General features: G+C 67.5%; 35 protein-coding genes. 34 read left to right on the forward strand and 1 reads right to left on the reverse strand.

Going from position 1 to position 22,761, the window contains the following annotated elements; genetic code table 11:
- Positions 1–11 precede the first annotated feature (11 nt).
- From rplC to truA, 31 genes are all read left to right on the forward strand, one after another.
- Positions 12–662 (forward strand): 50S ribosomal protein L3, encoded by a 651-nt coding sequence (gene rplC, locus D458_RS0119500; protein WP_017588425.1) that lies wholly within the window; start codon positions 12–14, stop codon positions 660–662.
- A 3-nt stretch (positions 663–665) separates the two neighbouring features.
- Positions 666–1,337 carry a 50S ribosomal protein L4 gene (gene rplD / locus D458_RS0119505; protein WP_017588426.1) on the forward strand — a complete coding sequence of 224 codons (672 nt, stop codon included), beginning with the start codon at positions 666–668 and terminating at the stop codon, positions 1,335–1,337.
- Positions 1,334–1,624, forward strand: a complete 291-nt coding sequence (gene rplW / locus D458_RS0119510) for a 50S ribosomal protein L23 (protein ID WP_017588427.1) — start codon at positions 1,334–1,336, stop codon at positions 1,622–1,624. The genes rplD and rplW overlap by 4 nt, the downstream gene beginning before the upstream one ends.
- Before the next feature lie 59 nt (positions 1,625–1,683).
- Complete coding sequence (gene rplB / locus D458_RS0119515; protein WP_026119485.1) at positions 1,684–2,523, forward strand: 50S ribosomal protein L2; 840 nt, start codon at positions 1,684–1,686, stop codon at positions 2,521–2,523.
- Between the two features lie 12 nt (positions 2,524–2,535).
- Positions 2,536–2,814 carry a 30S ribosomal protein S19 gene (rpsS, locus tag D458_RS0119520; RefSeq protein WP_017543003.1) on the forward strand — a complete coding sequence of 93 codons (279 nt, stop codon included), beginning with the start codon at positions 2,536–2,538 and terminating at the stop codon, positions 2,812–2,814.
- A 74-nt stretch (positions 2,815–2,888) separates the two neighbouring features.
- Positions 2,889–3,257 (forward strand): 50S ribosomal protein L22, encoded by a 369-nt coding sequence (rplV, locus tag D458_RS0119525; RefSeq protein WP_017578640.1) that lies wholly within the window; start codon positions 2,889–2,891, stop codon positions 3,255–3,257.
- Positions 3,257–4,036 (forward strand): 30S ribosomal protein S3, encoded by a 780-nt coding sequence (gene rpsC, locus D458_RS0119530; RefSeq protein WP_017588429.1) that lies wholly within the window; start codon positions 3,257–3,259, stop codon positions 4,034–4,036. The genes rplV and rpsC overlap by 1 nt, the downstream gene beginning before the upstream one ends.
- Positions 4,037–4,039: 3 nt before the next feature.
- Positions 4,040–4,453 carry a 50S ribosomal protein L16 gene (gene rplP, locus D458_RS0119535; protein WP_017588430.1) on the forward strand — a complete coding sequence of 138 codons (414 nt, stop codon included), beginning with the start codon at positions 4,040–4,042 and terminating at the stop codon, positions 4,451–4,453.
- Positions 4,453–4,707 (forward strand): 50S ribosomal protein L29, encoded by a 255-nt coding sequence (rpmC, locus tag D458_RS0119540; RefSeq protein ID WP_017542999.1) that lies wholly within the window; start codon positions 4,453–4,455, stop codon positions 4,705–4,707. The genes rplP and rpmC overlap by 1 nt, the downstream gene beginning before the upstream one ends.
- The gene (gene rpsQ / locus D458_RS0119545; RefSeq protein ID WP_017588431.1) at positions 4,704–4,976 is read left to right on the forward strand and encodes a 30S ribosomal protein S17; all 273 of its coding nucleotides are present in this window, start codon (positions 4,704–4,706) and stop codon (positions 4,974–4,976) included. Before rpmC ends, rpsQ begins: the two co-directional genes overlap by 4 nt.
- 104 nt (positions 4,977–5,080) lie before the next feature.
- Entirely contained in the window at positions 5,081–5,449 is a 369-nt protein-coding gene (gene rplN, locus D458_RS0119550) for a 50S ribosomal protein L14 (RefSeq protein ID WP_013156121.1), read from the forward strand.
- 3 nt (positions 5,450–5,452) lie between these two features.
- The gene (gene rplX, locus D458_RS0119555) at positions 5,453–5,758 is read left to right on the forward strand and encodes a 50S ribosomal protein L24 (RefSeq protein WP_017588432.1); all 306 of its coding nucleotides are present in this window, start codon (positions 5,453–5,455) and stop codon (positions 5,756–5,758) included.
- Positions 5,758–6,333, forward strand: coding sequence for a 50S ribosomal protein L5 (rplE, locus tag D458_RS0119560; protein WP_017578634.1), 576 nt, complete (start codon positions 5,758–5,760; stop codon positions 6,331–6,333). Before rplX ends, rplE begins: the two co-directional genes overlap by 1 nt.
- Before the next feature lie 13 nt (positions 6,334–6,346).
- Positions 6,347–6,532, forward strand: coding sequence for a type Z 30S ribosomal protein S14 (locus D458_RS0119565; RefSeq protein WP_017588433.1), 186 nt, complete (start codon positions 6,347–6,349; stop codon positions 6,530–6,532).
- A 273-nt stretch (positions 6,533–6,805) separates the two neighbouring features.
- Positions 6,806–7,204: a 30S ribosomal protein S8 gene (gene rpsH, locus D458_RS0119570; RefSeq protein WP_026119486.1), complete on the forward strand. Its 399-nt coding sequence runs from the start codon at positions 6,806–6,808 to the stop codon at positions 7,202–7,204.
- A gap of 18 nt (positions 7,205–7,222) precedes the next feature.
- Positions 7,223–7,759, forward strand: a complete 537-nt coding sequence (gene rplF, locus D458_RS0119575; protein ID WP_017588435.1) for a 50S ribosomal protein L6 — start codon at positions 7,223–7,225, stop codon at positions 7,757–7,759.
- A gap of 2 nt (positions 7,760–7,761) precedes the next feature.
- Complete coding sequence (rplR, locus tag D458_RS0119580; protein WP_017588436.1) at positions 7,762–8,142, forward strand: 50S ribosomal protein L18; 381 nt, start codon at positions 7,762–7,764, stop codon at positions 8,140–8,142.
- A gap of 51 nt (positions 8,143–8,193) precedes the next feature.
- A complete protein-coding gene (gene rpsE / locus D458_RS0119585) occupies positions 8,194–8,796 on the forward strand; it encodes a 30S ribosomal protein S5 (RefSeq protein WP_017578630.1) in 603 nt (200 codons plus the stop codon).
- A 2-nt stretch (positions 8,797–8,798) separates the two neighbouring features.
- Entirely contained in the window at positions 8,799–8,984 is a 186-nt protein-coding gene (gene rpmD, locus D458_RS0119590) for a 50S ribosomal protein L30 (RefSeq protein ID WP_017578629.1), read from the forward strand.
- On the forward strand, positions 8,981–9,445 hold the full coding sequence (rplO, locus tag D458_RS0119595) for a 50S ribosomal protein L15 (protein WP_017588437.1): 465 nt from the start codon (positions 8,981–8,983) through the stop codon (positions 9,443–9,445). Before rpmD ends, rplO begins: the two co-directional genes overlap by 4 nt.
- A gap of 282 nt (positions 9,446–9,727) precedes the next feature.
- Complete coding sequence (gene secY / locus D458_RS0119600) at positions 9,728–11,038, forward strand: preprotein translocase subunit SecY (RefSeq protein WP_017588438.1); 1,311 nt, start codon at positions 9,728–9,730, stop codon at positions 11,036–11,038.
- Positions 11,039–11,698 carry an adenylate kinase gene (locus D458_RS0119605; protein ID WP_193374633.1) on the forward strand — a complete coding sequence of 220 codons (660 nt, stop codon included), beginning with the start codon at positions 11,039–11,041 and terminating at the stop codon, positions 11,696–11,698. It begins immediately after the preceding gene.
- Positions 11,698–12,522, forward strand: a complete 825-nt coding sequence (gene map, locus D458_RS0119610) for a type I methionyl aminopeptidase (protein ID WP_017588440.1) — start codon at positions 11,698–11,700, stop codon at positions 12,520–12,522. The genes D458_RS0119605 and map overlap by 1 nt, the downstream gene beginning before the upstream one ends.
- An 87-nt stretch (positions 12,523–12,609) precedes the next feature.
- Positions 12,610–13,053 carry a DUF1707 SHOCT-like domain-containing protein gene (locus tag D458_RS0119615; protein WP_017588441.1) on the forward strand — a complete coding sequence of 148 codons (444 nt, stop codon included), beginning with the start codon at positions 12,610–12,612 and terminating at the stop codon, positions 13,051–13,053.
- Between the two features lie 356 nt (positions 13,054–13,409).
- The gene (gene infA / locus D458_RS0119620) at positions 13,410–13,631 is read left to right on the forward strand and encodes a translation initiation factor IF-1 (RefSeq protein WP_017578623.1); all 222 of its coding nucleotides are present in this window, start codon (positions 13,410–13,412) and stop codon (positions 13,629–13,631) included.
- A 54-nt stretch (positions 13,632–13,685) separates the two neighbouring features.
- Positions 13,686–13,799 carry a 50S ribosomal protein L36 gene (rpmJ, locus tag D458_RS35600; protein ID WP_082206327.1) on the forward strand — a complete coding sequence of 38 codons (114 nt, stop codon included), beginning with the start codon at positions 13,686–13,688 and terminating at the stop codon, positions 13,797–13,799.
- A 222-nt stretch (positions 13,800–14,021) separates the two neighbouring features.
- Positions 14,022–14,402 (forward strand): 30S ribosomal protein S13, encoded by a 381-nt coding sequence (gene rpsM, locus D458_RS0119625; RefSeq protein ID WP_017588442.1) that lies wholly within the window; start codon positions 14,022–14,024, stop codon positions 14,400–14,402.
- Positions 14,403–14,471: 69 nt separating this feature from the next.
- The gene (gene rpsK, locus D458_RS0119630; protein ID WP_017542982.1) at positions 14,472–14,876 is read left to right on the forward strand and encodes a 30S ribosomal protein S11; all 405 of its coding nucleotides are present in this window, start codon (positions 14,472–14,474) and stop codon (positions 14,874–14,876) included.
- Positions 14,877–15,057: 181 nt separating this feature from the next.
- The gene (locus D458_RS0119635; protein ID WP_017588443.1) at positions 15,058–16,080 is read left to right on the forward strand and encodes a DNA-directed RNA polymerase subunit alpha; all 1,023 of its coding nucleotides are present in this window, start codon (positions 15,058–15,060) and stop codon (positions 16,078–16,080) included.
- Between the two features lie 65 nt (positions 16,081–16,145).
- Complete coding sequence (gene rplQ / locus D458_RS0119640; protein WP_017588444.1) at positions 16,146–16,631, forward strand: 50S ribosomal protein L17; 486 nt, start codon at positions 16,146–16,148, stop codon at positions 16,629–16,631.
- Positions 16,632–16,799: 168 nt separating this feature from the next.
- Complete coding sequence (gene truA / locus D458_RS0119645) at positions 16,800–17,681, forward strand: tRNA pseudouridine(38-40) synthase TruA (RefSeq protein WP_086002521.1); 882 nt, start codon at positions 16,800–16,802, stop codon at positions 17,679–17,681.
- Between the two features lie 209 nt (positions 17,682–17,890).
- Here the strand turns inward: truA and D458_RS38100 are convergent, their stop codons facing one another.
- Complete coding sequence (locus D458_RS38100) at positions 17,891–19,216, reverse strand: hypothetical protein (RefSeq protein ID WP_338037010.1); 1,326 nt, start codon at positions 19,214–19,216, stop codon at positions 17,891–17,893.
- A 947-nt stretch (positions 19,217–20,163) separates the two neighbouring features.
- Here D458_RS38100 and rplM point away from each other — a divergent pair.
- The 3 genes from rplM (at position 20,164) to glmM (ending at position 22,664) form a co-directional block, all read left to right on the forward strand.
- On the forward strand, positions 20,164–20,613 hold the full coding sequence (gene rplM, locus D458_RS0119660) for a 50S ribosomal protein L13 (RefSeq protein ID WP_026119489.1): 450 nt from the start codon (positions 20,164–20,166) through the stop codon (positions 20,611–20,613).
- A 37-nt stretch (positions 20,614–20,650) separates the two neighbouring features.
- Complete coding sequence (gene rpsI / locus D458_RS0119665; protein ID WP_017588448.1) at positions 20,651–21,163, forward strand: 30S ribosomal protein S9; 513 nt, start codon at positions 20,651–20,653, stop codon at positions 21,161–21,163.
- Between the two features lie 163 nt (positions 21,164–21,326).
- Complete coding sequence (gene glmM / locus D458_RS0119670; protein ID WP_017588449.1) at positions 21,327–22,664, forward strand: phosphoglucosamine mutase; 1,338 nt, start codon at positions 21,327–21,329, stop codon at positions 22,662–22,664.
- The last annotated feature ends 97 nt before the right edge of the window (positions 22,665–22,761 follow it).

Raw genomic sequence — 22,761 nt, forward strand, 5'->3', positions numbered from 1 at the left:
GACGCACAGACATGGCCACCAAGCAGATCAAGGGAGTTCTGGGCGAAAAGCTCGGCATGACCCAGGTCTTCGACGACGCGGGCAAGATGGTGCCCGTGACCGTCCTGAAGGCCGGTCCGTGCGTCGTGAGCCGCATCCGGACTCCGGACACCGATGGCTACTCCGCCATCCAGCTCGGCTACGGGCAGATCAACCCGCGCAAGGTCAACAAGCCCCTGGGCGACTACCTTCGCGCGCACGACCTGACCCCGCGCCGGCACTACGTCGAGGTGCGCACCACCGACGCCTCCGAGTACACGCTCGGCCAGGAGGTCGACGCCGCCTCGTTCGAGACCGGCCAGAAGGTCGACGTCACGGGCAAGAGCAAGGGCAAGGGTTTCGCCGGTGTGATGAAGCGCCACGGTTTCCGTGGTCTCTCCGCCTCGCACGGCACCCAGCGTAAGCACCGCTCGCCCGGTTCCATCGGCGGCTGCGCCACACCCGGCCGCGTTTTCAAGGGCATGAGGATGGCCGGGCGCATGGGCAACGTGCGCAAGACCGTCCAGAACCTGACCGTTCACTCTGTGGACGCGGAGAAGGGCCTCATCCTGGTCAAGGGTGCTGTCCCCGGTCCCAACGGCGGTCTGGTGCTCGTCCGCACCGCTGTGAAGGGGGACAAGTAAGCCATGGCCCAGATCGAGGTCAAGAACCCCGAGGGCGGTAACAAGGGCAGCGTCGAGCTTCCCGAGTCCGTCTTCGCCCAGCAGGTCAGCATCCCGCTGATCCACCAGGTCGTGAACGGCCAGCTGGCCGCCGGCCGGCAGGGCACGCACGCCACCAAGACCCGCGGCGAGGTTCGCGGCGGTGGCAAGAAGCCCTACCGCCAGAAGGGAACCGGTCGCGCCCGTCAGGGCTCGATCCGCGCCCCGCAGTACACCGGTGGTGGCACCGTTCACGGTCCCCAGCCGCGTGACTACAGCCAGCGGACCCCGAAGAAGATGAAGGCCGCCGCCCTGCGTGGCGCCCTCTCGGACCGGGCCAACCACGGCCGCATCCACGTCATCACCGATTTCATCGCTGAGGACGCGGACAGCAAGTACACGCAGACCGCTCTGAAGTCGCTGCGTCAGGTCACCGAGTCCGACAAGGTTCTCGTCGTCCTGGCCCGCGAGGACGAGCACAACCGGCGCGCCCTGCGCAACCTCGAAGAGGTGCACATCCTCGACGCGGACCAGGTGAACACCTACGACGTCCTCTACTCGGACGACGTGGTCTTCACCGAGGCGGGCTACGCCGAGTTCCTGGCCCACGCGGCCGGTACCTCGAAGGCCGCTGAGTCCGAGGAGGACGACCAGTGAGGATCGCCGACCACCGGGACATCATCGTCGAGCCGGTGATCTCCGAGAAGAGCTACGGGCTCATGGACGAGAACAAGTACACGTTCATCGTTCGCCCCGACGCCAACAAGACCCAGATCAAGATCGCGATCGAGAAGATCTTCGAGGTGAAGGTCACGAGCGTGAACACGATCAACCGGAAGGGTAAGCGCAAGCGGACCCGTTTCGGTTTCGGGAAGCGTCCCGACACCAAGCGCGCGATCGTCAGCGTGGCCGACGGCCAGCGGATCGACATCTTCGGTGTCTGACCTCTCCTAGGGTCTGACCGCTACATGTCAAGCAACACGTAAAGGAATGCGCGAAGAAGATGGGCATTCGTAAGTACAAGCCGACGACGCCGGGTCGTCGCGGCTCCAGCGTGAGCGACTTCGTCGAGATCACGCGCTCGGAGCCGGAGAAGTCCCTGGTCCGTCCGCTTCACTCCAAGGGCGGTCGTAACGGCCACGGCCGGATCACCGCTCGCCACCAGGGCGGTGGCCACAAGCGCGCCTACCGCGTGATCGACTTCCGTCGTCACGACAAGGACGGCGTTCCGGCCAAGGTCGCTCACATCGAGTACGACCCCAACCGCACCGCTCGCATTGCCCTGCTGCACTACGTGGACGGTGAGAAGCGCTACATTCTGGCGCCCGCCGGCCTCAAGCAGGGCGACAAGATCGAGAACGGCCCCCAGTCCGACATCAAGCCGGGCAACTGCCTCCCGCTGCGCAACATCCCCACGGGTACGTTCGTGCACGCGGTCGAGCTGAAGCCGGGCGGCGGTGCCAAGCTGGGCCGTTCCGCGGGGTCGCAGATCCAGCTCCTCGCCAAGGAAGGCCGCTACGCCACGCTGCGTATGCCCTCCGGTGAGATGCGCATGGTCGAGATCTCCTGCCGCGCCACGGTTGGTCAGGTCGGCAACGCCGAGCAGTCCAACATCAACTGGGGCAAGGCCGGCCGCTCGCGGTGGAAGGGCAAGCGCCCGACCGTCCGTGGTGTGGTCATGAACCCCGTCGACCACCCGCACGGTGGTGGCGAGGGCAAGACCTCCGGTGGTCGTCACCCGGTCAGCCCTTGGGGCAAGAAGGAAGGCCGGACCCGGACCAAGAACAAGGCCAGCGACAAGCTGATCGTGCGGCGTCGGCGTAGCGGTAAGAAGAAGCGGTAAGGAGCACGTCTGATGCCACGTAGCCTTAAGAAGGGTCCCTTCGTCGACGACCACCTCATCAAGAAGGTGGAAGTTCAGAACGAGAAGGGGACCAAGAACGTCATCAAGACGTGGTCCCGGCGATCCATGATCGTCCCGGAGATGATCGGTCACACGATCGCCGTCCACGACGGCCGCAAGCACGTTCCGGTGTTCGTGTCGGAGTCGATGGTCGGCCACAAGCTCGGTGAGTTCGCTCCCACGCGTACTTTCCGTAGCCACGTCAAGGACGACCGCCGCAGCCGCCGATAGCGGTTGCAGCAGTTGTAAGAACCATTTTCTCCACGGTGAGTGGGGAATGAATTTCCGTGAGCGAGGGAAAAGCGATGGGAACGAGGGCACAGGCGCGGTTCGTCCGCGTTACGCCCCGAAAGGCTCGCCGGGTGGCGGACCTTATTCGCGGGTTGCCCGCTGACGAGGCACAGGCGGTGCTCCGGTTCGCGCCCCAGTCGGCGAGCGAGCCCGTTGGCAAGGTGCTGGCTAGCGCCATCGCCAACGCTGAGCACAACGACAAGCTGGACCGCGAGTCCCTTGTGGTCGAGCGCGTGTGGGTGGACGAGGGTCCGACCCTGAAGCGCATTCGCCCGCGGGGCTTCGGCCGGGCTTTCCGGGTCACGAAGCGCACGAGCCACATCACCGTGGTCGTCGCTGAGAACTCGGGCGCCTCGTCCAAGACGAAGGAAAGGACCCGATAGTGGGGCAGAAGGTAAACCCGCACGGGTTCCGCCTCGGCATCACCACCGACTTCAAGAGCCGTTGGTACGCCGACAAGTCTTACAAGGACTACGTCAAGGAAGACGTCGCGATCCGTCGGATGCTGACCCGTGGCATGGAGCGCGCGGGCATCTCCAAGGTCGAGATCGAGCGCACCCGTGACCGTGTCCGCGTGGACGTCTACACCGCCCGGCCGGGCATCGTCATCGGCCGTCGCGGCGTTGAGGCCGACCGGATCCGTACGGACCTGGAAAAGCTCACCGGCAAGCAGGTGCAGCTGAACGTCTTCGAGGTCAAGAACCCCGAGATCGACGCGCAGCTCGTCGCCCAGGGCGTCGCTGAGCAGCTGAGCAGCCGCGTGGCCTTCCGCCGCGCGATGCGCAAGGCCATGCAGAGCGCCATGAAGAGTGGCGCCAAGGGTATTCGTATCCAGTGCGGTGGCCGCCTGGGTGGGGCTGAGATGTCCCGCTCGGAGTTCTACCGCGAGGGTCGCGTCCCGCTGCACACGCTGCGCGCCGACATCGACTACGGCTTCTTCGAGGCCCGTACGACGTTCGGTCGCATCGGCGTCAAGGTGTGGATCTACAAGGGCGACGCCCCTGTGACCCGCGCCGAGCGCGAGGCGGCTCAGGCCGCGGCTCGCACCGCCGGTGGCGGTCAGCGCCGTGAGCGTCCGCAGCGCCGTCGTCGTGCCGGCGCCCCGAACACTGAGGCCAAGGCTGGTGCTTCGGCCGAGGCCCCGAAGACCGAGGGGAGCTAACCGATGCTTATTCCTCGTAAGGTCAAGTACCGGAAGCAGCACCACCCGGACCTTCGTGGCAAGGCTCAGCGCGGTACCACGGTCACCTTCGGTGAGTTCGGTATCCAGGCGCTCGAGTCGGCCTACGTGACGAACCGTCAGATCGAGTCCGCTCGTATCGCCATGACGCGTCACATCAAGCGTGGCGGCAAGGTGTGGATCAACATCTTCCCGGACCGTCCGCTGACGAAGAAGCCCGCCGAGGTCCGCATGGGCTCCGGTAAGGGTTCACCCGAGTGGTGGGTCGCTCCGGTCAAGCCGGGGCGTGTGATGTTCGAGCTGTCGGGCGTGCCCGAGGCCGTGGCCAAGGAGGCCCTGCGCCGTGCGATGCACAAGCTCCCGATGAAGTGCAAGTTTGTTAAGCGGGAGGGGGAGTGATGGCGAAGTCCGTGACTGCCCACGAGCTGCGCGACCAGTCCGTCGAGGACCTGGTCACGAAGCTCAAGGAAGCCAAGGAAGAGCTCTTCAACCTCCGCTTCCAGGCCGCTACCGGCCAGCTCGACAACCACAGCCGTCTTCGTACCGTCAAGCGCGAGATCGCGCGGATCTACACGGTCCTGCGTGAGCACGAGCTGGGCATCGTCCCGCTGTCTGGTGAGTCGGCTGAGGAGACGAAGGAAGCAGCCGAATGAGCGAGAACCAGACTGAAACGCGCAACTACCGCAAGGTGCGCGAGGGATACGTCGTCAGCGACAAGATGGACAAGACCGTCGTTGTCGAGGTTGAGGACCGCGTCAAGCACGCCCTGTACGGAAAGGTCATCCGTAGGACGACCAAGTACAAGGCGCACGACGAGGCGAACTCTGCTGGCGTCGGCGACCGGGTCCGCATGATGGAGACCCGGCCGCTCTCTGCGACGAAGCGTTGGCGCGTCGTGGAGATCCTGGAGAAGGCTAAGTAACCCCAGCCTGTTGGCGGCCGGCACGAGTTGTCGGCCGCCGACGCGAGGGGTGAGACCACCTAGCCGTGCGGCAGTGGACCGCACGCATCACATCAGGAGCAGACGTGATTCAGCAGGAGTCGCGACTCAAGGTCGCTGACAACACGGGTGCCAAGGAGATCCTCACCATCCGTGTTCTCGGTGGCTCGGGTCGGCGCTACGCCGGGATCGGCGACACTATCGTCGCCACGGTGAAGGACGCCCTGCCTGGCGCTGGAGTCAAGAAGGGCGACGTCGTCAAGGCCGTTGTCGTGCGCACCGTTAAGGAGCGCCGCCGGCCCGACGGCTCCTACATCCGCTTCGATGAGAACGCTGCCGTGCTCATCAAGGACGGTGGGGACCCGCGAGGCACCCGCATCTTCGGCCCGGTCGGCCGTGAGCTGCGTGACAAGAAGTACATGCGCATTATTTCGCTGGCGCCGGAGGTGCTCTAAGCGATGAAGATCAAAACTGGCGACGAGGTCATCGTTCTCGCCGGCAAGGACAAGGGTGCCACCGGCAAGGTCGTCAAGGCCATGCCCAAGGAAGACCGTGTCGTCGTCGAGGGCGTCAACCTGGTCAAGAAGCACAGGAAGGCCAACCCGGCCGGCGGCCAGCAGGGCGAGGTCGTCACCAAGGAGGCTCCCCTCCACGTGAGCAACGTTGCGCTCGCGGAGGACGGTAAGGCCACTCGGGTCGGCTACCGCTTCGAGGAAGACGGAACCAAGGTTCGGGTCTCCCGTCGCACCGGTAAGGACATCTGATGACGGTTACGAACGACATCACCGCACCTCCGATGCCGCGGCTCAAGGAGAAGTACCGCAACGAGATCGCTGCGGGCCTCAAGGACGAGTTCGACATCGCCAACGTCATGCAGATCCCCGGTCTCACGAAGATCGTGGTCAACATGGGCGTGGGCGAGGCCGCTCGTGACGCGAAGCTGATCCAGGGCGCGATCGCCGACATCACGGCGATCACCGGCCAGAAGCCGAAGGTCAACCGGGCCAAGAACTCCATCGCGCAGTTCAAGCTGCGCGAGGGTCAGCCGATCGGCGTCACTGTGACGCTGCGCGGCGACCGGATGTGGGAGTTCCTCGACCGGCTGCTTTCGCTGGCCCTGCCCCGGATCCGGGACTTCCGTGGCCTTTCCCCGAAGCAGTTCGACGGGAACGGCAACTACACGTTCGGTCTGACCGAGCAGGTCATGTTCCACGAGGTCGACCCGGACAAGGTCGACCGCCAGCGTGGGATGGACATCACGGTTGTCACGACGGCGACCACCAACGAACAGGGCCGCAGCCTGCTCAAGCGGCTCGGTTTCCCGTTCAAGGAAGCCTGAGGGGTTACCACAGATGGCTAAGAAGTCCCTGATCGCGAAGTCGCAGCGGAAGCCGAAGTTCGGCGTTCGCGCGTATACTCGATGCTCCAGGTGCGGTCGCCCCCGCGCCGTCTTCCGGAAGTTCGGCCTCTGCCGTATCTGCTTCCGCGAGATGGCTCACAAGGGCGAACTGCCCGGTATCACCAAGTCGAGCTGGTAGTTTCCGGTGGGGCCGACCCTGCGCTCTAGCAGCGCGGTCGGCCCCCCGAAACGCCGCCTTCTCGGTGGCTCACAGCAGTGTCCGCCACCGCCCCATGGCGGTGGGTGGATCAGCAACATCCATTCATCAGGGCACGGCAGTCCCGTGAGGGACCGCGGTGCCCACGACCACGCCGTAGGTCCGTTTGTGCACTCCCGAGGGGCAACCCTGGTGGGAGGCAGGCTCTGGGAAAGCCCGCACTCGGAAACCGCGGTGAGGAAGGGCCAGTCGGCCATGACAATGACCGACCCGATCGCAGACATGCTGACGCGTCTGCGTAACGCGAATTCGGCGTACCACGACACCGTGACGATGCCGTATTCCAAGATCAAGGCGCACATCGCCGAGATCCTCCAGCAGGAGGGCTTCATTCAGGGCTGGCGGACCGAGGAGGCCCCTGTGGGCCAGAGCCTCGTCCTCGACCTGAAGTACGGCCCCACCCGTGAGCGTTCCATCGCGGGCATCCGCCGGGTCTCCAAGCCCGGTCTCCGGGTGTACGCGAAGAAGGAGAACCTTCCGCGTGTGCTGGGTGGCCTCGGTGTGGCGATCATTTCGACGTCCGGTGGCCTGATGACTGACAAGCAGGCCAAGAAGCGTGGCGTGGGCGGCGAAGTCCTCGCTTACGTCTGGTAACTAGGGAGAGACTGAAGCATGTCGCGAATCGGTCGACTGCCGCTCTCGGTCCCCAAGGGCGTCGAAGTCACGATTAACGGGCAAGACGTCACTGTCAAGGGGCCGAAGGGCGAACTGAAGCACACGATCGCCGAGCCGATCACCGCCTCCTTCGAGGACGGAATCGTCACGGTGGCGCGTCCCGATGACAAGCCGGAGAACCGGTCGCTGCACGGTCTGACCCGTGCGCTGATCGCGAACCTCGTCGAGGGTGTCTCCAAGGGCTACAACAAGACGCTGGAGATCCACGGTGTGGGTTACCGCGTCCAGGCCCGCGGCTCCAACCTGGAGTTCTCGCTGGGCTTTAGCCACCCCGTGGTCATCGAGCCCCCCGAGGGCATCACCTTCCGCGTGGAGAAGCCGACGATCCTCCACGTCGAGGGCATCGACAAGCAGCTGGTGGGCCAGGTCGCCGCGAACATCCGTGCTCTGCGCAAGCCTGACCCGTACAAGGCCAAGGGCGTGCGGTACAAGGGTGAGCACATCCGCCGCAAGGCCGGAAAGGCTGGTAAGTAGGCATGGGCATCACCGTGAGCCGTAAGCGCACCGCCAAGGCCACCACCTCGCGCAAGCGCCGGCAGTTCCGCGTTCGCAAGAAGGTCGTGGGCACCAGCGAGCGTCCGCGCCTGGCCGTGTTCCGCTCCTCCAAGCACATCGTCGCGCAGGTGATCGACGACACCAAGGGTCACACCCTGGTCGCCGCCTCCAGCGTTGAGACCGACGTGCGTGGCGCCGACGGCACCAAGTCCGACAAGTCCGTCAAGGTCGGTGAGCTCGTCGCGCAGCGCGCGAAGGACGCCGGTATCACCGCGGTCGTCTTCGACCGCGGCGGTAACCGCTACGCCGGTCGTATCGCCAAGCTCGCCGACGCGGCGCGCGAGGGTGGGCTGGAGTTCTAGTTCTATGACCTCTGTAAAGGCCAAGAGCAACCACGAGAAGAGGAATCACTGATGGCTGCAGCACCGCGGCGCGGCGCCGGAGGCGAGCGGCGTGATCGCCGTGACGATCGCCGCGGCGGCGCCGCAGACAAGGGTGTCTCCTACATCGAGAAGGTCGTGACCATCAACCGGGTCGCGAAGGTCGTCAAGGGCGGCCGTCGCTTCTCCTTCACCGCGCTTGTTGTCGTCGGTGACGGCAACGGCATGGTGGGTGTCGGTTACGGCAAGGCCAAGGAAGTTCCGGCCGCGATCGCCAAGGGTGTCGAGGCCGCGAAGAGGAACTTCTTCCGCGTCCCGCGCATCCAGGGCACCATCGTGCACCGGGTCCAGGGCGAGGAAGCCGCGGGCGTCGTCCTGCTCCGTCCGGCCGCTCCGGGTACCGGTGTTATCGCCGGTGGCCCCGTGCGCGCCGTCCTGGAGTGCGCCGGCATCCACGACATCCTGAGCAAGTCGCTCGGTTCGTCCAACCCGCTGAACATCGTGCACGCCACGGTGGCAGCGCTCAAGGGCCTCAACCAGCCTGAGGAGATCGCGGCCCGCCGCGGTCTGCCGATCGAGGATGTGGCCCCGGCTGCCATGCTGCGCGCCCGCTCTGAGGCGAAGGCAGGAGCCTGATCATGGCCAAGATCAAGATCACGCAGACCCGTTCCAAGATCGGCGGCAAGGTGAAGCAGCACGCTGCTCTCCAGTCGCTGGGCCTGGGCCGGATCGGTAAGTCCACCGTCCGTGAGGACCGCCCTGAGGTTCGCGGGCAGATCACGATCGTCTCGCACCTCGTTTCTGTCGAGGAGGTCGCAGAATGAGCGACTACAACCCCGACGAGCTGCTCAAGCTGCACCACCTGCGTCCCGCCCCGGGTAGCAACAAGTCCAAGGTCCGTAAGGGCCGCGGCGAGGCTTCCAAGGGTAAGACCGCTGGTCGCGGTACCAAGGGCACCAAGGCTCGTAACACCGTTCGTCCCGGTTTCGAGGGTGGGCAGATGCCCCTCATCCGCCGGATCCCGAAGCTCAAGGGCTTCAGCAACGCCCGGTTCAAGACGACCTACCAGGTCGTCAACCTGGACAAGCTGAGCGAGCTCTACCCCGAGGGTGGCGAGGTCACCGTCGAGGGCCTGGTCGCCAAGGGCGCGGTTCGCAAGAACCAGCTCGTCAAGGTGCTGGGTACGGGTGAGATCACCGTCGCCGTGCAGGTGAGCGTTAACGCGTTCTCCGGCGCTGCGAAGGAGAAGATCACCGCCGCCGGTGGCACTGTCACCGAGCTGTAGGGGTTTCCCTACGATGCGCACTGGGGGGCGCCCGCCCGGTAGGTCCGTGAAGGTCCTGCCGGCGGGCGCCCTCGTGCGTTGTGAGTGTTGATCGTTATGCCTCATGAACCCCTCCGTCGGGTGATGGCTGTTACAGTGCCATCTGTTTGAGCTCCCCGCTTGACGTAATGTGAGTACTTCCGAGCGCCGGGCGACAGGCCCGGCGCTGACGTTCTACGACGATTCAGGATCGGCCGCGATGTCTGGAACCCGTTCCGCCGCCGAAGCCGCGCAGGAGGAGACGTGCTAGGTGCGTTCGTTCGTGCATTCCGCACGCCCGACCTGCGCAATAAGCTGCTGTTCACACTGTTCATCCTGACGATCTTCCGTCTGGGCTCTGTGATCCCCGCCCCCGGCATCGACTCGGCGGCGATCAGGGAGCAGATGGAGGTCATCACAGCGAGCGACCAGTCCGGCGTCTACGCCCTGGTCAACCTGTTCAGTGGTGGCGCGCTTCTGCAACTGGCGGTGTTCGCGCTCGGGGTCATGCCGTACATCACCGCGAGCATCATCATCAACCTGCTGACGGTGGTCATTCCTCGTCTGGAGGCCCTCAAGAAGGAGGGCCAGGCCGGACAGAGCAAGATCACCCAGTACACCCGCTATCTGACCCTGATGCTGGCGGTCCTCCAGGCGACCAGCATCGTGGCCATGGCCAGAACCGGCGCGCTGTTCCAGAACAGCATCCCGGTCTCCTCCTACATGCCCAACCAGGACATCCTCACCATGGTGACGATCGTCTTCGTGATGACCGCGGGTACCGCGATCATCATGTGGATGGGCGAGCTCATCACCGAGCGCGGCGTCGGCAACGGTATGTCGCTGCTGATCTTCACCCAGGTCATCGCCGTCTTCCCCTCCTCCATCCTGGGGCTGTACGAGGAGCGGTCGGTCTGGATCTTCATCATCATCTGCATGGCCGGTCTGGCCCTGATCACCGCCGTGGTGTTCATGGAGCAGGCCCAGCGCCGCATCCCGGTGCAGTACGCGAAGCGGATGGTGGGGCGCCGCATGTACGGCGGCAGCTCGACCTACATCCCTCTGAAGGTCAACCAGGCGGGCATCATCCCCGTGATCTTCGCCTCGTCCCTGCTCTACCTCCCCCAGCTGATCGTCGGTCTGATCGGGCAGGACTCCACCCACCCGGTGGCCCAGTTCTTCCAGACCTACTTCCTCACAGGCACTCACCCGGTCTACCTGACGACCTTCTTCGTCATGATCATCGGGTTCGCGTTCTTCTACGTGGCGATTACCTTCAACCCCACTGAAGTCGCGGACAACATGAAGAAGTACGGTGGTTTCATCCCGGGTATCCGACCAGGGCGTCCGACCGCCGAGTACCTCGACTACGTCTTGACTCGGCTGACGACCCCCGGCTCTCTGTACCTGGGTGTGATCGCTCTCCTGCCCATGGTCGCCCTCGGTGCCACCGGCGCCGAAATGAGCATCTTCGGCGGGACGAGCATCCTGATCATGGTGGGTGTCGGGCTGGACACGGTGAAGCAGATCGAGAGTCACCTCCAGCAGAGGAACTACGAAGGTTTTCTGCGATAAATGCGTGCAGTATTGGTGGGGCCGCCTGGGGCCGGTAAAGGCACCCAGGCCCAGATCCTCGCGGAAGAGCTGTCGATCCCGAAGGTGTCCACTGGTGACATCTTCCGGGCCAACGTCAGCGGTGGTACCGAACTCGGCAAGAAGGCCAAGGAGTTCATGGACCGTGGCGACCTCGTCCCCGACGAGGTCACGAACGCCATGGTCAAGGACCGGCTGGCCCAGGACGACGCCGCGGGGGGTTTCCTGCTCGACGGGTTCCCGCGCAACGTCCCCCAGGCGGAGACCCTCAAGGGGATGCTCTCCGACCTCGGCAGCACCCTGGACGTCGTCCTGGAGCTGAGGGTCGACGAGGAAGAGGTCGTCAAGCGCCTCTCCGGTCGTCGTTCCTGCCCTGAGTGCGGCCGTGTGTACCACGTCGAGTACGACGCTCCTCGGACCGAGGGCAAGTGCGACAACGAGGGCGCCGAGCTGTACCAGCGCGAGGACGACCGCGAGGAGACCATCCGGCACCGCCTGAAGGTCTACCGCGACCAGACCGCTCCGCTGGTCGAGTTCTACTCCGGTGAGGGCCTGCTGGCCACCATCGCCGCCACGGGCCCCGTGGCGGAGGTGACGGCCCGCGCGAAGGCCGCCATCCAGGAGAAGCGGTCGGCGGCCTGATGTTCGGAAAGGCGGATCCGAGCGTGCAGATCAAGACGCCGGAACAGATCGCCAAGATGAGGGCGGCGGGCCAGGTCGTGGCCCGCGCCCTGGACACCCTCCGGGCCGCGGTGCGGCCCGGGGTGTCCACCCTCGAGCTGGACTCGGTCGCGGAGAAGGTCATCCGGGACGCCGGGGCGATCCCTTCGTTCAAGGGCTACCACGGCTTCCCGGGTTCCATCTGTGCCTCGGTGAACGAGGAGGTCGTGCACGGCATCCCGACCGCCGAGCGCGTCCTCGTCGAGGGCGACATCGTCTCCATCGACTGCGGTGCCATCCTCGACGGCTGGCACGGCGACTCCGCGGTGACCATCGCGGTCGGCGAGGGCCGGCCCGAGGACCTCGCGATGATGGAGGTGTGTGAGGAGTCCATGTGGCAGGGGATCGCGCAGATGCGTCCGGGCAAGCGCCTGGGCGACATCGGACACGCGATCGGCGGCCACATCTCGGCCAACGGCGGCTACGGCAACGTGCGTGAGTACGGCGGCCACGGCATCGGCACCGAGATGCACATGGACCCGCACGTGCTGAACTACGGCAAGAAGGGCCGAGGTCAACGGCTGGTCGAGGGCATGTGCCTGGCGATCGAGCCGATGACGACGCTCGGCAAGCACGACGTGGTGGAGCTCGATGACGGCTGGACTGTCGTGACCCGTGACGGCGGCCGTGCCGCCCACTTCGAGCACACCGTCGCGATCACCGCGGACGGCCCGATGGTGCTGACCGCTCGCGAGTCGAATCGCGATAAAATTGCGCAGATGGGGTTCGTCCAGCCGACCTGGTGACGGCGGGCCCACCCCCTGCTCCTCCGGCGAACCGCCGAAGTGGTGGGGGTGGTGACCACTCACGGGTGTAGAGGCGAGGTGTGCGCAGTGTCCGACCCGGTGCCGTCGATACGAACGTCCGACTCCGAACGCGACCGTGTCGCGCAGTTGCTCCAGGAGCACTTCGCGCAGGGCCGGCTCGACCACGAGGAGTTCACCGAACGCCTCAGCGAGGTCTACAAGGCCAAGACGGTGGACGAGCTCTCCAAGGTCACCACCGACCTCCCCGAACGGGACCTGGCCGACGTCGGCCGGGTCGCCTTCAACGAGAACTCCGTCCCGCCGATGCGGCTGCGCGACCCCGCGCTCATGGTGCCGTGGGTCCTCTACGGCGGCGTCAACATCCTCTGCTTCTCCATCTGGCTGATCCTGTTCCTCACGACCGGCGCCACCTACCCGTGGTTCCTGTGGGTGCTCGGCCCGTGGGGGATCCTGATGTCCGTCGTCACCTTCGGGGTGCTCGCCGTCCAGCGGGGCCAGGGCGAGGACTAGCACGGCCGCCCGGCGGTCCCGCCGACGGCTCCGCCCCTCGGCGAACGGACGGCCCTCCGCGCCGGTTCGCCCCGCTGGACGGACGGTGTAGAGTGCTCTGCCCTTCGGTTAGGAGTACTTGCCGGAAGGGGATAGACTGTCATTGCCCATACGCGGGCTGTTGGGTCAGTCTGCCTTCTTTGTGCCACGTCTTTCCAACCGACGTACGCTCTCTCGCAGTTGGCCCGAGCTTCCAGTGTGTTTTGGCTCTGGCGATCCGGTTCTCCGTGGTCGCCCGGGTCCTCGTGTCATGCGAGGCCACTGGGGTCGCGTCGGGTTGTCATGATCAACCAATTGATGAGCGAGGCGTGGAGGACATGGCGAAGAAAGACGGCGCCATCGAGATCGAGGGTTCCGTTGTCGAGTCGCTACCCAACGCTATGTTCAAGGTAGAGCTCGACAACAAGCACACGGTCCTTGCCCACATCAGCGGCAAGATGCGGATGAACTACATCCGTATTCTCCCCGACGACCGGGTCGTCGTGGAGCTGAGCCCGTACGACCTCACGCGCGGGCGCATCGTTTACCGCTACAAGTAGCCCGTCAGGGGCCGCACGGCCCAAGACTGGTGATGTGATGAGTTCGGAGTCACCATGAAGGTCAAGCCGAGCGTGAAGAAGATCTGCGCGAAGTGCCGCGTGATCCGTCGTAACCGTCGGATCATGGTCATTTGCTCGGACCCGCGCCACAAGCAGCGCCAGGGCTAGTAGCCCCGGTTCGCCGGTCGCGGCTTCCGCACAGCGAGGACCCGGTAAGGGGAGTTCTTCCCCGCCGGGCACGTGAAACAACAAAAAACCTGTTCCGATCTCCCGCCGTCGAGTGACGCGCGGGGGAGAACCCCCGGTCGGAGGCCGGGGCCTCGTCGATTGGGCGACGAGAGGATGGAACGGGTCAGACCTCCGCATATGCATGGATGGAGTCTCGCCCACATGGCACGTATTGCCGGCGTTGACCTCCCCCGCGACAAGCGGGTGGAGATCGCTCTCACTTACGTTTTCGGGGTTGGCCGTACCCGCGCCCTCGAAACCCTGAAGAACACCGGCGTCGACGGGAACACCCGCGTCTACCAGCTCGCCGAGGAAGACCTCGTCAAGCTGCGCGAGTGGATCGACGCCAACTACCAGGTCGAGGGTGACCTGCGACGCGAGGTCCAGGCCGACATCCGTCGCAAGATGGAGATCGGGAGCTACCAGGGCATCCGCCACCGTCGTGGCCTTCCGGTCCGCGGTCAGCGTACGCAGACCAACGCCCGTACCCGCAAGGGCAAGAAGAAGACCGTGGCCGGCAAGAAGAAGGCCGGCAAGAAGTAGTCCGCCTCGGACCTGTCAACCGCGTCCGAGAAGACACACACGGACCGATGATCTCTGGGAGTTTCGCTCATGCCGCCTAAGGGCCGTCAGGGTGCCGCGCGCAAGGTGCGCCGCAAGGAAAAGAAGAACATTGCCCACGGGCACGCTCACATCAAGAGCACGTTCAACAACACGATCGTGAGCATCACCGACCCCACCGGTGCGGTGATCGCGTGGGCCAGCTCGGGCCAGGTCGGCTTCAAGGGGTCGCGTAAGAGCACCCCCTACGCCGCGCAGATGGCCGCCGAGGCCGCTGCCCGCCGTGCCCAGGAGCACGGCGTCCGCAAGGTCGACGTCTTCGTGAAGGGCCCGGGTTCCGGCCGGGAGACCGCCATCCGTTCGCTCCAGGCGACCGGCCTCGAGGTGGGCTCCATCCAGGACGTCACCCCGGTTCCGCACAACGGCTGCCGCCCGCCGAAGCGCCGCCGCGTCTGATCGGCACCGGCACCCGCGCCTCCTACCGCGCGGGTGCCCCGTGGTGCAGTGCCCGCCGCGGCCCCTGTCTGGGGCCGCGCGGGCAGGGTAGGAATCCGAGTAGAGGGCACCACCGCTTCGGAGGTGCCCGTCCGGTGGCCGTCAAATAGCGGGCGGCCATGTGGAAGGGAAGTCACGGACCATGTTGATCGCACAGCGTCCCACGCTCGCCGAGGAAGTCGTCTCGGACCTGCGCTCGAGGTTTGTCATCGAGCCGCTCGAGCCTGGTTTCGGTTACACCATCGGCAACTCGCTTCGGCGTACCCTGCTGTCCTCCATCCCCGGTGCGGCTGTGACCAGCATCCGCATCGAGGGCGTCGAGCACGAGTTCACCACCGTGCCCGGGGTCAAGGAGGACGTCACCGAGATGATCCTCAACCTCAAGGGCCTGGTCGTCAGCTCCGAGCACGACGAGCCGGTTCTGATGTACCTGCGCAAGCAGGGCCCCGGTGTGGTGACCGCCGCGGACATCGCTCCGCCGGCCGGTGTCGAGGTGCACAACCCCGACCTGCACATCGCCACGCTGAACGGCAAGGGCAAGCTGGAGATGGAGCTGACGGTCGAGCGCGGCCGCGGTTACGTCTCGGCGACGCAGAACAAGCAGCAGGGCCAGGAGATCGGTCGGATTCCGATCGACTCCATCTACTCGCCGGTGCTGCGTGTGACCTACAAGGTCGAGGCCACCCGAGTCGAGCAGCGCACGGACTTCGACCGCCTGATCGTCGACATCGAGACCAAGCCGGCCATCCGTCCCCGTGACGCCGTGGCCAGCGCGGGCAAGACCCTGGTCGAGCTGTTCGGTCTGGCGCGTGAGCTCAACGTCGACGCCGAGGGCATCGACATGGGCCCGTCGCCGACGGACGCCGCGCTCGCGGCGGACCTGGCGCTGCCGATCGAGGACCTCAACCTCACGGTCCGGTCCTACAACTGCCTCAAGCGTGAGGGCATCCACAGCGTTGGTGAGCTGGTTGCCCGCTCCGAGCAGGACCTGTTGGACATCCGCAACTTCGGTGCCAAGTCCATCGATGAGGTCAAGCAGAAGCTCATCGACATGGGCCTGTCCCTGAAGGACTCCCCGCCCGGATTCGACCCCAGCACCGCGGCCGACTCCTTCGGCTCCGAGGACGACGAGGGTGAGTCCTTCGTCGAGACGGAGCAGTACTGACCTTCGTCGCCCAAAGGTCCCCGGCCGAGTGCGGCCGTGGACCGCATCACTAGGAGAACGACACCATGCCCACGCCTACGAAGGGCGCCCGTCTGGGTTCCGGGCCCGCTCACGAGCGGCACATCCTGGCGAACCTCGCCACCTCGCTGTTCCAGCACGGCCGTATCCGCACCACGGAGGCCAAGGCCAAGCGCCTGCGTCCGTACGCCGAGAAGCTCATCACTCTCGGCAAGCGCGGTGACCTGCACGCCCGTCGCCAGGTGCTGACCAAGATCACGGACAAGTCCGTTGTGCACGAGCTCTTCACCGAGATCGGCCCGCGCTTCGAGAACCGTCCCGGTGGTTACACCCGTATCACCAAGATCGGTCCGCGCAAGGGCGACAACGCCCCGATGGCGATCATCGAGCTGGTCGAGGCGCTGAACGCCCCCGCCGCGGCTCCGGCTGCCGCTCCCGTCGAGGAGCCCGCCGAGGCCAAGGCCGAGGACACCACCGAGACCACCGCCACGGAGGCCCCCGAGGCCACCGAGGAGAGCTCGGAGAGCAAGTAGGGCCTGACGCGTCGGACTCCGGTCCGCGCGACACGCTCGTCGAGTGCCCGACCCTTGCGGGGGTCGGGCACTTTTCTTTTCCGGGGCTGCCGGTGACGGACACGGCGGGGCCGGGCGGACCTGATCGGGGTGGGGATGGACAAGAACGAGACGACCGGGGCGGCCGGGATGCCCGGGGCGGCCGGGATGCCCGGGGCGGCCGCGGAAGAGTTCGCCGAGGAGACCGTCCGGCTGCGGCTGGACATCGCCTACGACGGGACCGACTTCTCCGGGTGGGCCACCCAGCCGACCCGGCGCACCGTGCAGGGGGAACTGGAGTCGGCCCTGGCGAAGGTGCTCCGGCTGCCCGAGGCCTCGGTGACCTGTGCCGGGCGCACCGACGCGGGCGTGCACGCCCGCGGCCAGGTGGCCCAGGTGGACGTTCCGCTCGCCACCTGGGAGAGCGAGGGGGAGCGGGTGCTGCGCAGGCTCGCCGGCGTGCTCCCCAAGGACGTGCGGGTGAACGGCGTGCGGCTCGCCCCGCCGGGGTTCGACGCGCGCTTCTCCCCGTTGTTCCGCCGCTACGTGTACCGGATCAGCGACGCCCCCTACGGCGTGGATCCGCTGCGCCGCCGCGACGTGCTGTGGCACCGGCACCCCGTGGACGTGGACCGGATGAACGAGGCCGCCGCGCTGTTGGTCGGCGAGCACGACTTCGCCGCCTTCTGCAAGAAGCGCGAGGGCGCCACGACCATCCGCGAGCTGCTGAGGCTGGAGTGGGTCCGTGAGGACGAGTACCTGATCGCCGGGACGATCCAGGCCGACGCCTTCTGCCACAACATGGTGCGCGCGCTCGTGGGCGCTCTTCTGGCGGTGGGGGACGGGCGGCGCGGGGTCGAGTGGCCCGGCGGGGTCCTGGGCGCCGCTGTGCGCGACTCGTCGGTGCACGTGGTCGGACCCCAGGGGCTGAGCCTGGAGGAGGTGCGCTATCCGGCCGACGAGGAGCTCGCCGAGCGCGCGAGCCTCACCCGGCGGGTGCGCGAGCTTCCGTGCAAGGGGCACACGGAGTAGCGGTCGTGCCGGGCACGGGCGGGAGCCGCTCCGAGCGACGGGTGCGCCGGGACGGTGCCGTGCCCGGGTGGGGGCACGGCCGTGCCGGCGGAGACCGGGGCTCCCCCATGAGGTCGAGTAGAGCTGGGAACACGAAACGACGCCACTCCGGGTCCACAGTCTGTGGACGACGGGGTGGCGCCGTTTCGTGTCGGCCCCTGCTCCGGGGCTCAGGCGCGGTCGTCCGCCAGAGCCCCGTAGGCGGTGTCGATGAAACCCTCGCCGATGTCGCGCAGCTCGGTGGCGTCGGCGCCCTCCTCGGAGTCGTCGCCGCTGCCGTCGCTGTTGGCGGACAGGGAGAAGAGGACGTAGCGGCCCCACTGGCCGCTGCTGCCGTAGCCGCCCGAGTATCCGAGGCGTTCGGCGGGGGTTCCCTCCTCGCCGGGCAGGCCGGCGAACCACTGCGCGGCGACCAGGTCCTGCGAGCTCAGGGCCGCCTCGGCCTCGGTGTCGCTGGGCATGGCCGCGACCCCCACCGTGACGGCGTGGTTCTGGTCCTCGCTCAGGTAGGAGGCCCGCACCAGTTGGCGGCAGTCGTTCTCGGCGAGGACCTCGTCGTAGTCGCCGTGGGTGCCGACGGAGCAGTCCTCGTTGTCGTCGACGGCCACGCGGCTGAACGTGCCCTGGCCCTCGATCTCGATCTCCTCGGGGAACAGGCTGTCGGGCGAGAGGGCGCCCGGGTCACTGGCCTCGTCCGCGACCGCGGTGGCGCCGCCGCCACCGCCGGAGCCGAAGCCGCCGCTGGCGAAGTAGAAGGCGCCGCCGCCCGCGATCACGAGCAGGACGACGAATCCGGAGGCCATGAGCACGGTGCGCTTCTTGGACCGCTGCGGCGGGTACCGGTCGTCGTAGCTGTCGTAGTCGTCGTAGTCGTCGTAGTCGTCCTGGACACCCCGGACGTCGAACTGCGCGGTGTCGGCACCGGCGTCCTCGGGGACCTCGTCGCGGTACAGCGGACGACCGCCGGACGCCGAACCCGTACCGGGGGCGGGAACCGCGCGCAGGTTCTGGGTCGCGCCCATGGCGTCGGCGGGGAAGACCGGCTCCTCCGCGGGCCGGGGCGGAGCGGCGGGCGGCTGCTGGCCCGGAGGCGGGGGCGGGGGCGGCGGTGCCCCCGCGGGCGCACCGTGCGGCGGCATGCCGGGACGGCCCGGGGCCCCGGGAGCGCCGGGTGGGAGCGCGTTCGGCGGGGGCGGGCCCTGCGGGCGCATCGGAGGCTGGCCGCCGGTGGGCGGATGCGGGGGAGCCCCGGGGGGACCCTGGTGCGGGCCGGGCTGGCCGGGCTGGCCCGGGTACTGGCCGGGGGGCGCCTGCGGCGGACGGTTCTGCATGTGCGGCGCGGACGGGGCGCCCTGCGGGAGCGGGGGCCTCGGGGCGCCGGGCGGCAGGGTCTGCCCGGGGTTGGGCTGGCCGGGGCCCTGCGGACCGGGTCCGGGCGGGCCGCCGCGGGGCGCGCCGGGCGGGACGTTCGGTCCGCTCTGGGTGAGATGTCCCATGCCGGGGTGGCCGCCGGTCGGGCCGCCGGGGCCACCGGGGAGGGGACCGCCGGGCGGGGGGCCGTTGGGCGGCTGCGGCGCGCCCGGGGCACCGCCCTGGGGGTACTGGGGAAACGGTCCGGGCGGGGGGAAGCCCTGCGGGGGGTGGGGTGCCTGCGGCGCCTGCGGCCCGCTGGGCCCGGCGTGCGGCGGGAGCTGCGGGCCCGAGGGCGTGCCGTGCGGTCGCTGCGGGCCCGATGTGGGATGCTGGCCCTCAGGCTGGGAGGGCGACCCGAGCAGGTCCTGACCGTCGCCGGCCTCCGGCTGGAGAGGTCGTCCGTCTGGGCCGTACTGAGGCGGGTTCGGATGGGTGCTGATGGGAGTCTCCGAAGGCTCTGAGGGTGGGGACTGGACCGCGGTTCGCCGGGCCCGTGGCCTGTGTCCACGCTGCGGCGTCCGTACGGTGGCCTCCGTGCTGCCGGCGACCGTGACGGGCGTCTCCAAGGTTCGCGTCATCGCCCGTGGTACCGGGCGGAGACCGGCCTTTCGGTGCAAGGGTAACCAACGCGCGGGCGGGAGCAGGACGAAGCACTCCCGACAACAGGCATAATAAAAGGCGGAGAGGTCACGGATGTGAACCCGTCCCGGCGCTTTCCCGCCAGACGAATCCCACCGGGCTGCCCAACGCACGCTTTGACCTGCGTTAGGGTAGGCAGGTAGGATATTTCGTCGTTGTGCGTTGAGTTGCCGTGGGCCCCAAACTCCCGAAGCTGGGTGCCGATCCACGCACCATCGTCTGCGCACTCACGACCGGGTCGTCCTGATTGGACATGGGACATCCGGCCAAGTAGCAGCCCCGCACCCGCGACGGCTGTTCCCGGCCCCGCACCCGTTGGGGTGTTCCGTAATACGAGTCCACCATCCCGTTCGGGATGGGGCAGCCGACTGAAGAGCGAAGGCAAACGATCGTGCGCACATACAGCCCCAAACCAAGCGATGTCCAGCGTCAGTGGCACGTTGTTGACGCGACCGATCTCGTGCTCGGGCGTATGTCGAGCCAGATCGCCACGCTCCTTCGGGGCAAGCACAAGCCCTACTACGCGCCCCACATCGACACCGGCGACTTCGTCATCGTCGTGAACGCCGAGAAGGTCGCGCTGACCGGCAAGAAGCTCGAGCAGAAGCGCGCTTACCGGCACTCCGGCTACCCCGGTGGTCTGCGTTCGATCGCGTACGCCGACCTGCTGGAGAAGAACCCCGAGCGGGCCATCGAGAAGGCCGTCAAGGGCATGCTCCCCAAGGGCTCCCTCGGCCGCCAGATGGCCAAGAAGCTCAAGGTGTACGCCGGTGCGGAGCACCCGCACCAGGCCCAGCAGCCGGTCCCGTTCGAAATGAAGACGATCGCGCAGCCCGCGTAGGCGTTCGCAGACTTTTACAGGAAGCACGAGGATAACCGTGGTCGAGCCCACCGGCATCGAGAACGTCGAGCAGGAAATCGCCGAGAACCCGGAGGAGTTCCCCTCCGAGTACACGAGCGAGTCGGACGAGGCGACTGACGCCGCCTACGTCCCCACCGCGTCCGGCCCCAGCGCCGGCACCGGTCGTCGCAAGCAGGCTGTCGCCCGTGTCCGCATCGCCCCCGGTTCGGGCGAGTGGAAGATCAACGGCAAGCCGCTTGAGGTCTACTTCCCGGACAAGGTCCACCAGCAGACCGTCAAGGACCCCTTCGTCTCCCTCGGGTTCGACGGCGCCTACGACGTCTTCGCCCGTCTGGACGGCGGCGGCACCAGCGGCCAGGCCGGCGCCCTGCGTCACGGCATCGCCCGTGCCCTGGCGACCCTGGACGCCGAGAACAACCGCCCGACCCTGAAGAAGGCCGGTTTCCTCACCCGTGACGACCGCGAGGTCGAGCGGAAGAAGGCCGGTCTCAAGAAGGCGCGCAAGGCTCCGCAGTTCTCCAAGCGCTAATGCTCATGCGCCGACACCTGCTCGGCTGAGTTTTCGCCCGTACGTCGTCCCCGCTCCAGGGGGCGGCGTACGGGCTTTTGGTTTTTGACGGTGGCTTTCTCCGCCACGCTGAACTTCACCGGCGCCGGTTTCCCGGCGCCGCTTTCGAAAGGGGCTGTCGCCTGTGGCTCGGCTGTTCGGAACAGACGGCGTACGCGGTCTCGCGGGACGCGACCTGACCGCTTCGCTCACCCTGGAACTGTCCATCGCGGCGGCGAGGGTCCTGTCCGGTGACGAGGAGGGGCGGCGCCCGCTCGCCGTCGTGGGCCGCGACCCCCGCGCGTCCGGGGAGTTCCTGGAGGCCGCGGTCGTCGCGGGCCTGGCCAGCACCGGCGTGGACGTCGTGAAGGTCGGTGTGCTCCCGACCCCGGCCGTGGCCTACCTGACCGGTGCCCTGGGCGCCGACTTCGGTGTGATGCTCTCGGCGAGCCACAACCCGGCCCCGGACAACGGCATCAAGTTCTTCGCCAAGGGCGGCCAGAAACTCGAGGACGCCCTGGAGGAGGAGATCGAGGGCATGCTCGGTGTCCCCTCGACCCCCGCCGTGGGCGAGGCGGTCGGCCGGGTCACGGAGTCCCACGACGGTGCCGAGCGGTACACGCAGCACGTCCTGGCCTCCCTCCCGCACAGCCTCAAGGGGCTCAAGGTCGTCATGGACTGCGCCAACGGGGCGGCCAGCACCGTCGCCCCCGAGGCGCTGCGCCGGGCGGGCGCGGAGGTCATCGCGATCGGTGACGCGCCCGACGGCCACAACATCAACCAGGGCTGCGGCTCGACCAGCCTGGGCGCCCTCCAGGAGGCGGTGCGCCTGCACGGCGCGGACGCCGGTATCGCCAACGACGGAGACGCCGACCGCTGCCTCGCGGTGGACGCCGACGGCAACGTGGTGGACGGCGACCAGATCCTCGCGATCCTGGCGACCGAGGCCAAGGAGGCCGGCCGCCTGGCCGAGGACACCCTCGTGGTGACGGTCATGTCCAACCTGGGGCTCAAACTGGCGATGGCGCGCGAGGGCGTCACCGTGGTGGAGACCGCGGTCGGTGACCGGTACGTGCTGGAGGAGATGAAGCGCGGCGGGTTCGGCCTGGGCGGCGAGCAGTCCGGCCACGTGATCCTGCTCGACCACGCCAGCACCGGCGACGGCCTGCTGACCGGCCTGCACCTGCTGGCGGCCATGGCCCACCACAAGCAGGGGCTGGCCGAGCTGGCCAAGGTGATGACCCGCCTGCCGCAGACCCTCATCAACGTCCCCGACGTGGACAAGGACCGCGCGGCCGAGTCCGAGGAGCTGGCCGCCGCCGTCCGCGAGGCCGAGGCCGAGCTGGGCGAGACCGGCCGGGTGCTGATCCGCCCGAGCGGGACCGAGCCCAAGGTCCGCGTCATGGTGGAGGCCCCCGAGCAGGAGCAGGCCACCGCCGTGGCCGAGCGCCTCGCCGGGGTGGTCCGCTCCGCCCTCGGCTAGGTCGGAGCGCACTGGGGTTCTCGCGCGCACCCGGGCACACGGTGGCCCGGGTGCGCGTTTGCGTGTGTAGGCGGTGTGGTGGGGCACCCACCCGGTG

Source organism: Nocardiopsis ganjiahuensis DSM 45031 (genome assembly GCF_000341085.1).
Classification (GTDB): domain Bacteria; phylum Actinomycetota; class Actinomycetes; order Streptosporangiales; family Streptosporangiaceae; genus Nocardiopsis; species Nocardiopsis ganjiahuensis.

Bases quoted from the DNA above. Each gene is read 5' to 3' on its own strand.
- rplQ (WP_017588444.1), top strand. From the start codon at position 16,146: ATGCCCACGCCTACGAAGGGCGCCCGTCTGGGTTCCGGGCCCGCTCAC.
- rpsS (WP_017543003.1), top strand. From the start codon at position 2,536: ATGCCACGTAGCCTTAAGAAGGGTCCCTTCGTCGACGACCACCTCATC.
- rpmC (WP_017542999.1), top strand. From the start codon at position 4,453: ATGGCGAAGTCCGTGACTGCCCACGAGCTGCGCGACCAGTCCGTCGAG.
- D458_RS38100 (WP_338037010.1), bottom strand. From the start codon at position 19,216: ATGGGACATCTCACCCAGAGCGGACCGAACGTCCCGCCCGGCGCGCCC.
- rplD (WP_017588426.1), top strand. From the start codon at position 666: ATGGCCCAGATCGAGGTCAAGAACCCCGAGGGCGGTAACAAGGGCAGC.
- rpmJ (WP_082206327.1), top strand. From the start codon at position 13,686: ATGAAGGTCAAGCCGAGCGTGAAGAAGATCTGCGCGAAGTGCCGCGTG.
- truA (WP_086002521.1), top strand. From the start codon at position 16,800: ATGCCCGGGGCGGCCGGGATGCCCGGGGCGGCCGCGGAAGAGTTCGCC.
- rpsQ (WP_017588431.1), top strand. From the start codon at position 4,704: ATGAGCGAGAACCAGACTGAAACGCGCAACTACCGCAAGGTGCGCGAG.
- D458_RS0119565 (WP_017588433.1), top strand. From the start codon at position 6,347: ATGGCTAAGAAGTCCCTGATCGCGAAGTCGCAGCGGAAGCCGAAGTTC.
- map (WP_017588440.1), top strand. From the start codon at position 11,698: ATGTTCGGAAAGGCGGATCCGAGCGTGCAGATCAAGACGCCGGAACAG.
- rpsH (WP_026119486.1), top strand. From the start codon at position 6,806: ATGACAATGACCGACCCGATCGCAGACATGCTGACGCGTCTGCGTAAC.
- rplC (WP_017588425.1), top strand. From the start codon at position 12: ATGGCCACCAAGCAGATCAAGGGAGTTCTGGGCGAAAAGCTCGGCATG.
- rpsK (WP_017542982.1), top strand. From the start codon at position 14,472: ATGCCGCCTAAGGGCCGTCAGGGTGCCGCGCGCAAGGTGCGCCGCAAG.
- infA (WP_017578623.1), top strand. From the start codon at position 13,410: ATGGCGAAGAAAGACGGCGCCATCGAGATCGAGGGTTCCGTTGTCGAG.
- rplF (WP_017588435.1), top strand. From the start codon at position 7,223: ATGTCGCGAATCGGTCGACTGCCGCTCTCGGTCCCCAAGGGCGTCGAA.
- D458_RS0119605 (WP_193374633.1), top strand. From the start codon at position 11,039: ATGCGTGCAGTATTGGTGGGGCCGCCTGGGGCCGGTAAAGGCACCCAG.
- rplB (WP_026119485.1), top strand. From the start codon at position 1,684: ATGGGCATTCGTAAGTACAAGCCGACGACGCCGGGTCGTCGCGGCTCC.
- rplX (WP_017588432.1), top strand. From the start codon at position 5,453: ATGAAGATCAAAACTGGCGACGAGGTCATCGTTCTCGCCGGCAAGGAC.
- rplO (WP_017588437.1), top strand. From the start codon at position 8,981: ATGAGCGACTACAACCCCGACGAGCTGCTCAAGCTGCACCACCTGCGT.
- rpsE (WP_017578630.1), top strand. From the start codon at position 8,194: ATGGCTGCAGCACCGCGGCGCGGCGCCGGAGGCGAGCGGCGTGATCGC.
- rpsM (WP_017588442.1), top strand. From the start codon at position 14,022: ATGGCACGTATTGCCGGCGTTGACCTCCCCCGCGACAAGCGGGTGGAG.
- rplV (WP_017578640.1), top strand. From the start codon at position 2,889: ATGGGAACGAGGGCACAGGCGCGGTTCGTCCGCGTTACGCCCCGAAAG.
- rpmD (WP_017578629.1), top strand. From the start codon at position 8,799: ATGGCCAAGATCAAGATCACGCAGACCCGTTCCAAGATCGGCGGCAAG.
- rplR (WP_017588436.1), top strand. From the start codon at position 7,762: ATGGGCATCACCGTGAGCCGTAAGCGCACCGCCAAGGCCACCACCTCG.
- rplE (WP_017578634.1), top strand. From the start codon at position 5,758: ATGACGGTTACGAACGACATCACCGCACCTCCGATGCCGCGGCTCAAG.
- D458_RS0119635 (WP_017588443.1), top strand. From the start codon at position 15,058: ATGTTGATCGCACAGCGTCCCACGCTCGCCGAGGAAGTCGTCTCGGAC.
- rplP (WP_017588430.1), top strand. From the start codon at position 4,040: ATGCTTATTCCTCGTAAGGTCAAGTACCGGAAGCAGCACCACCCGGAC.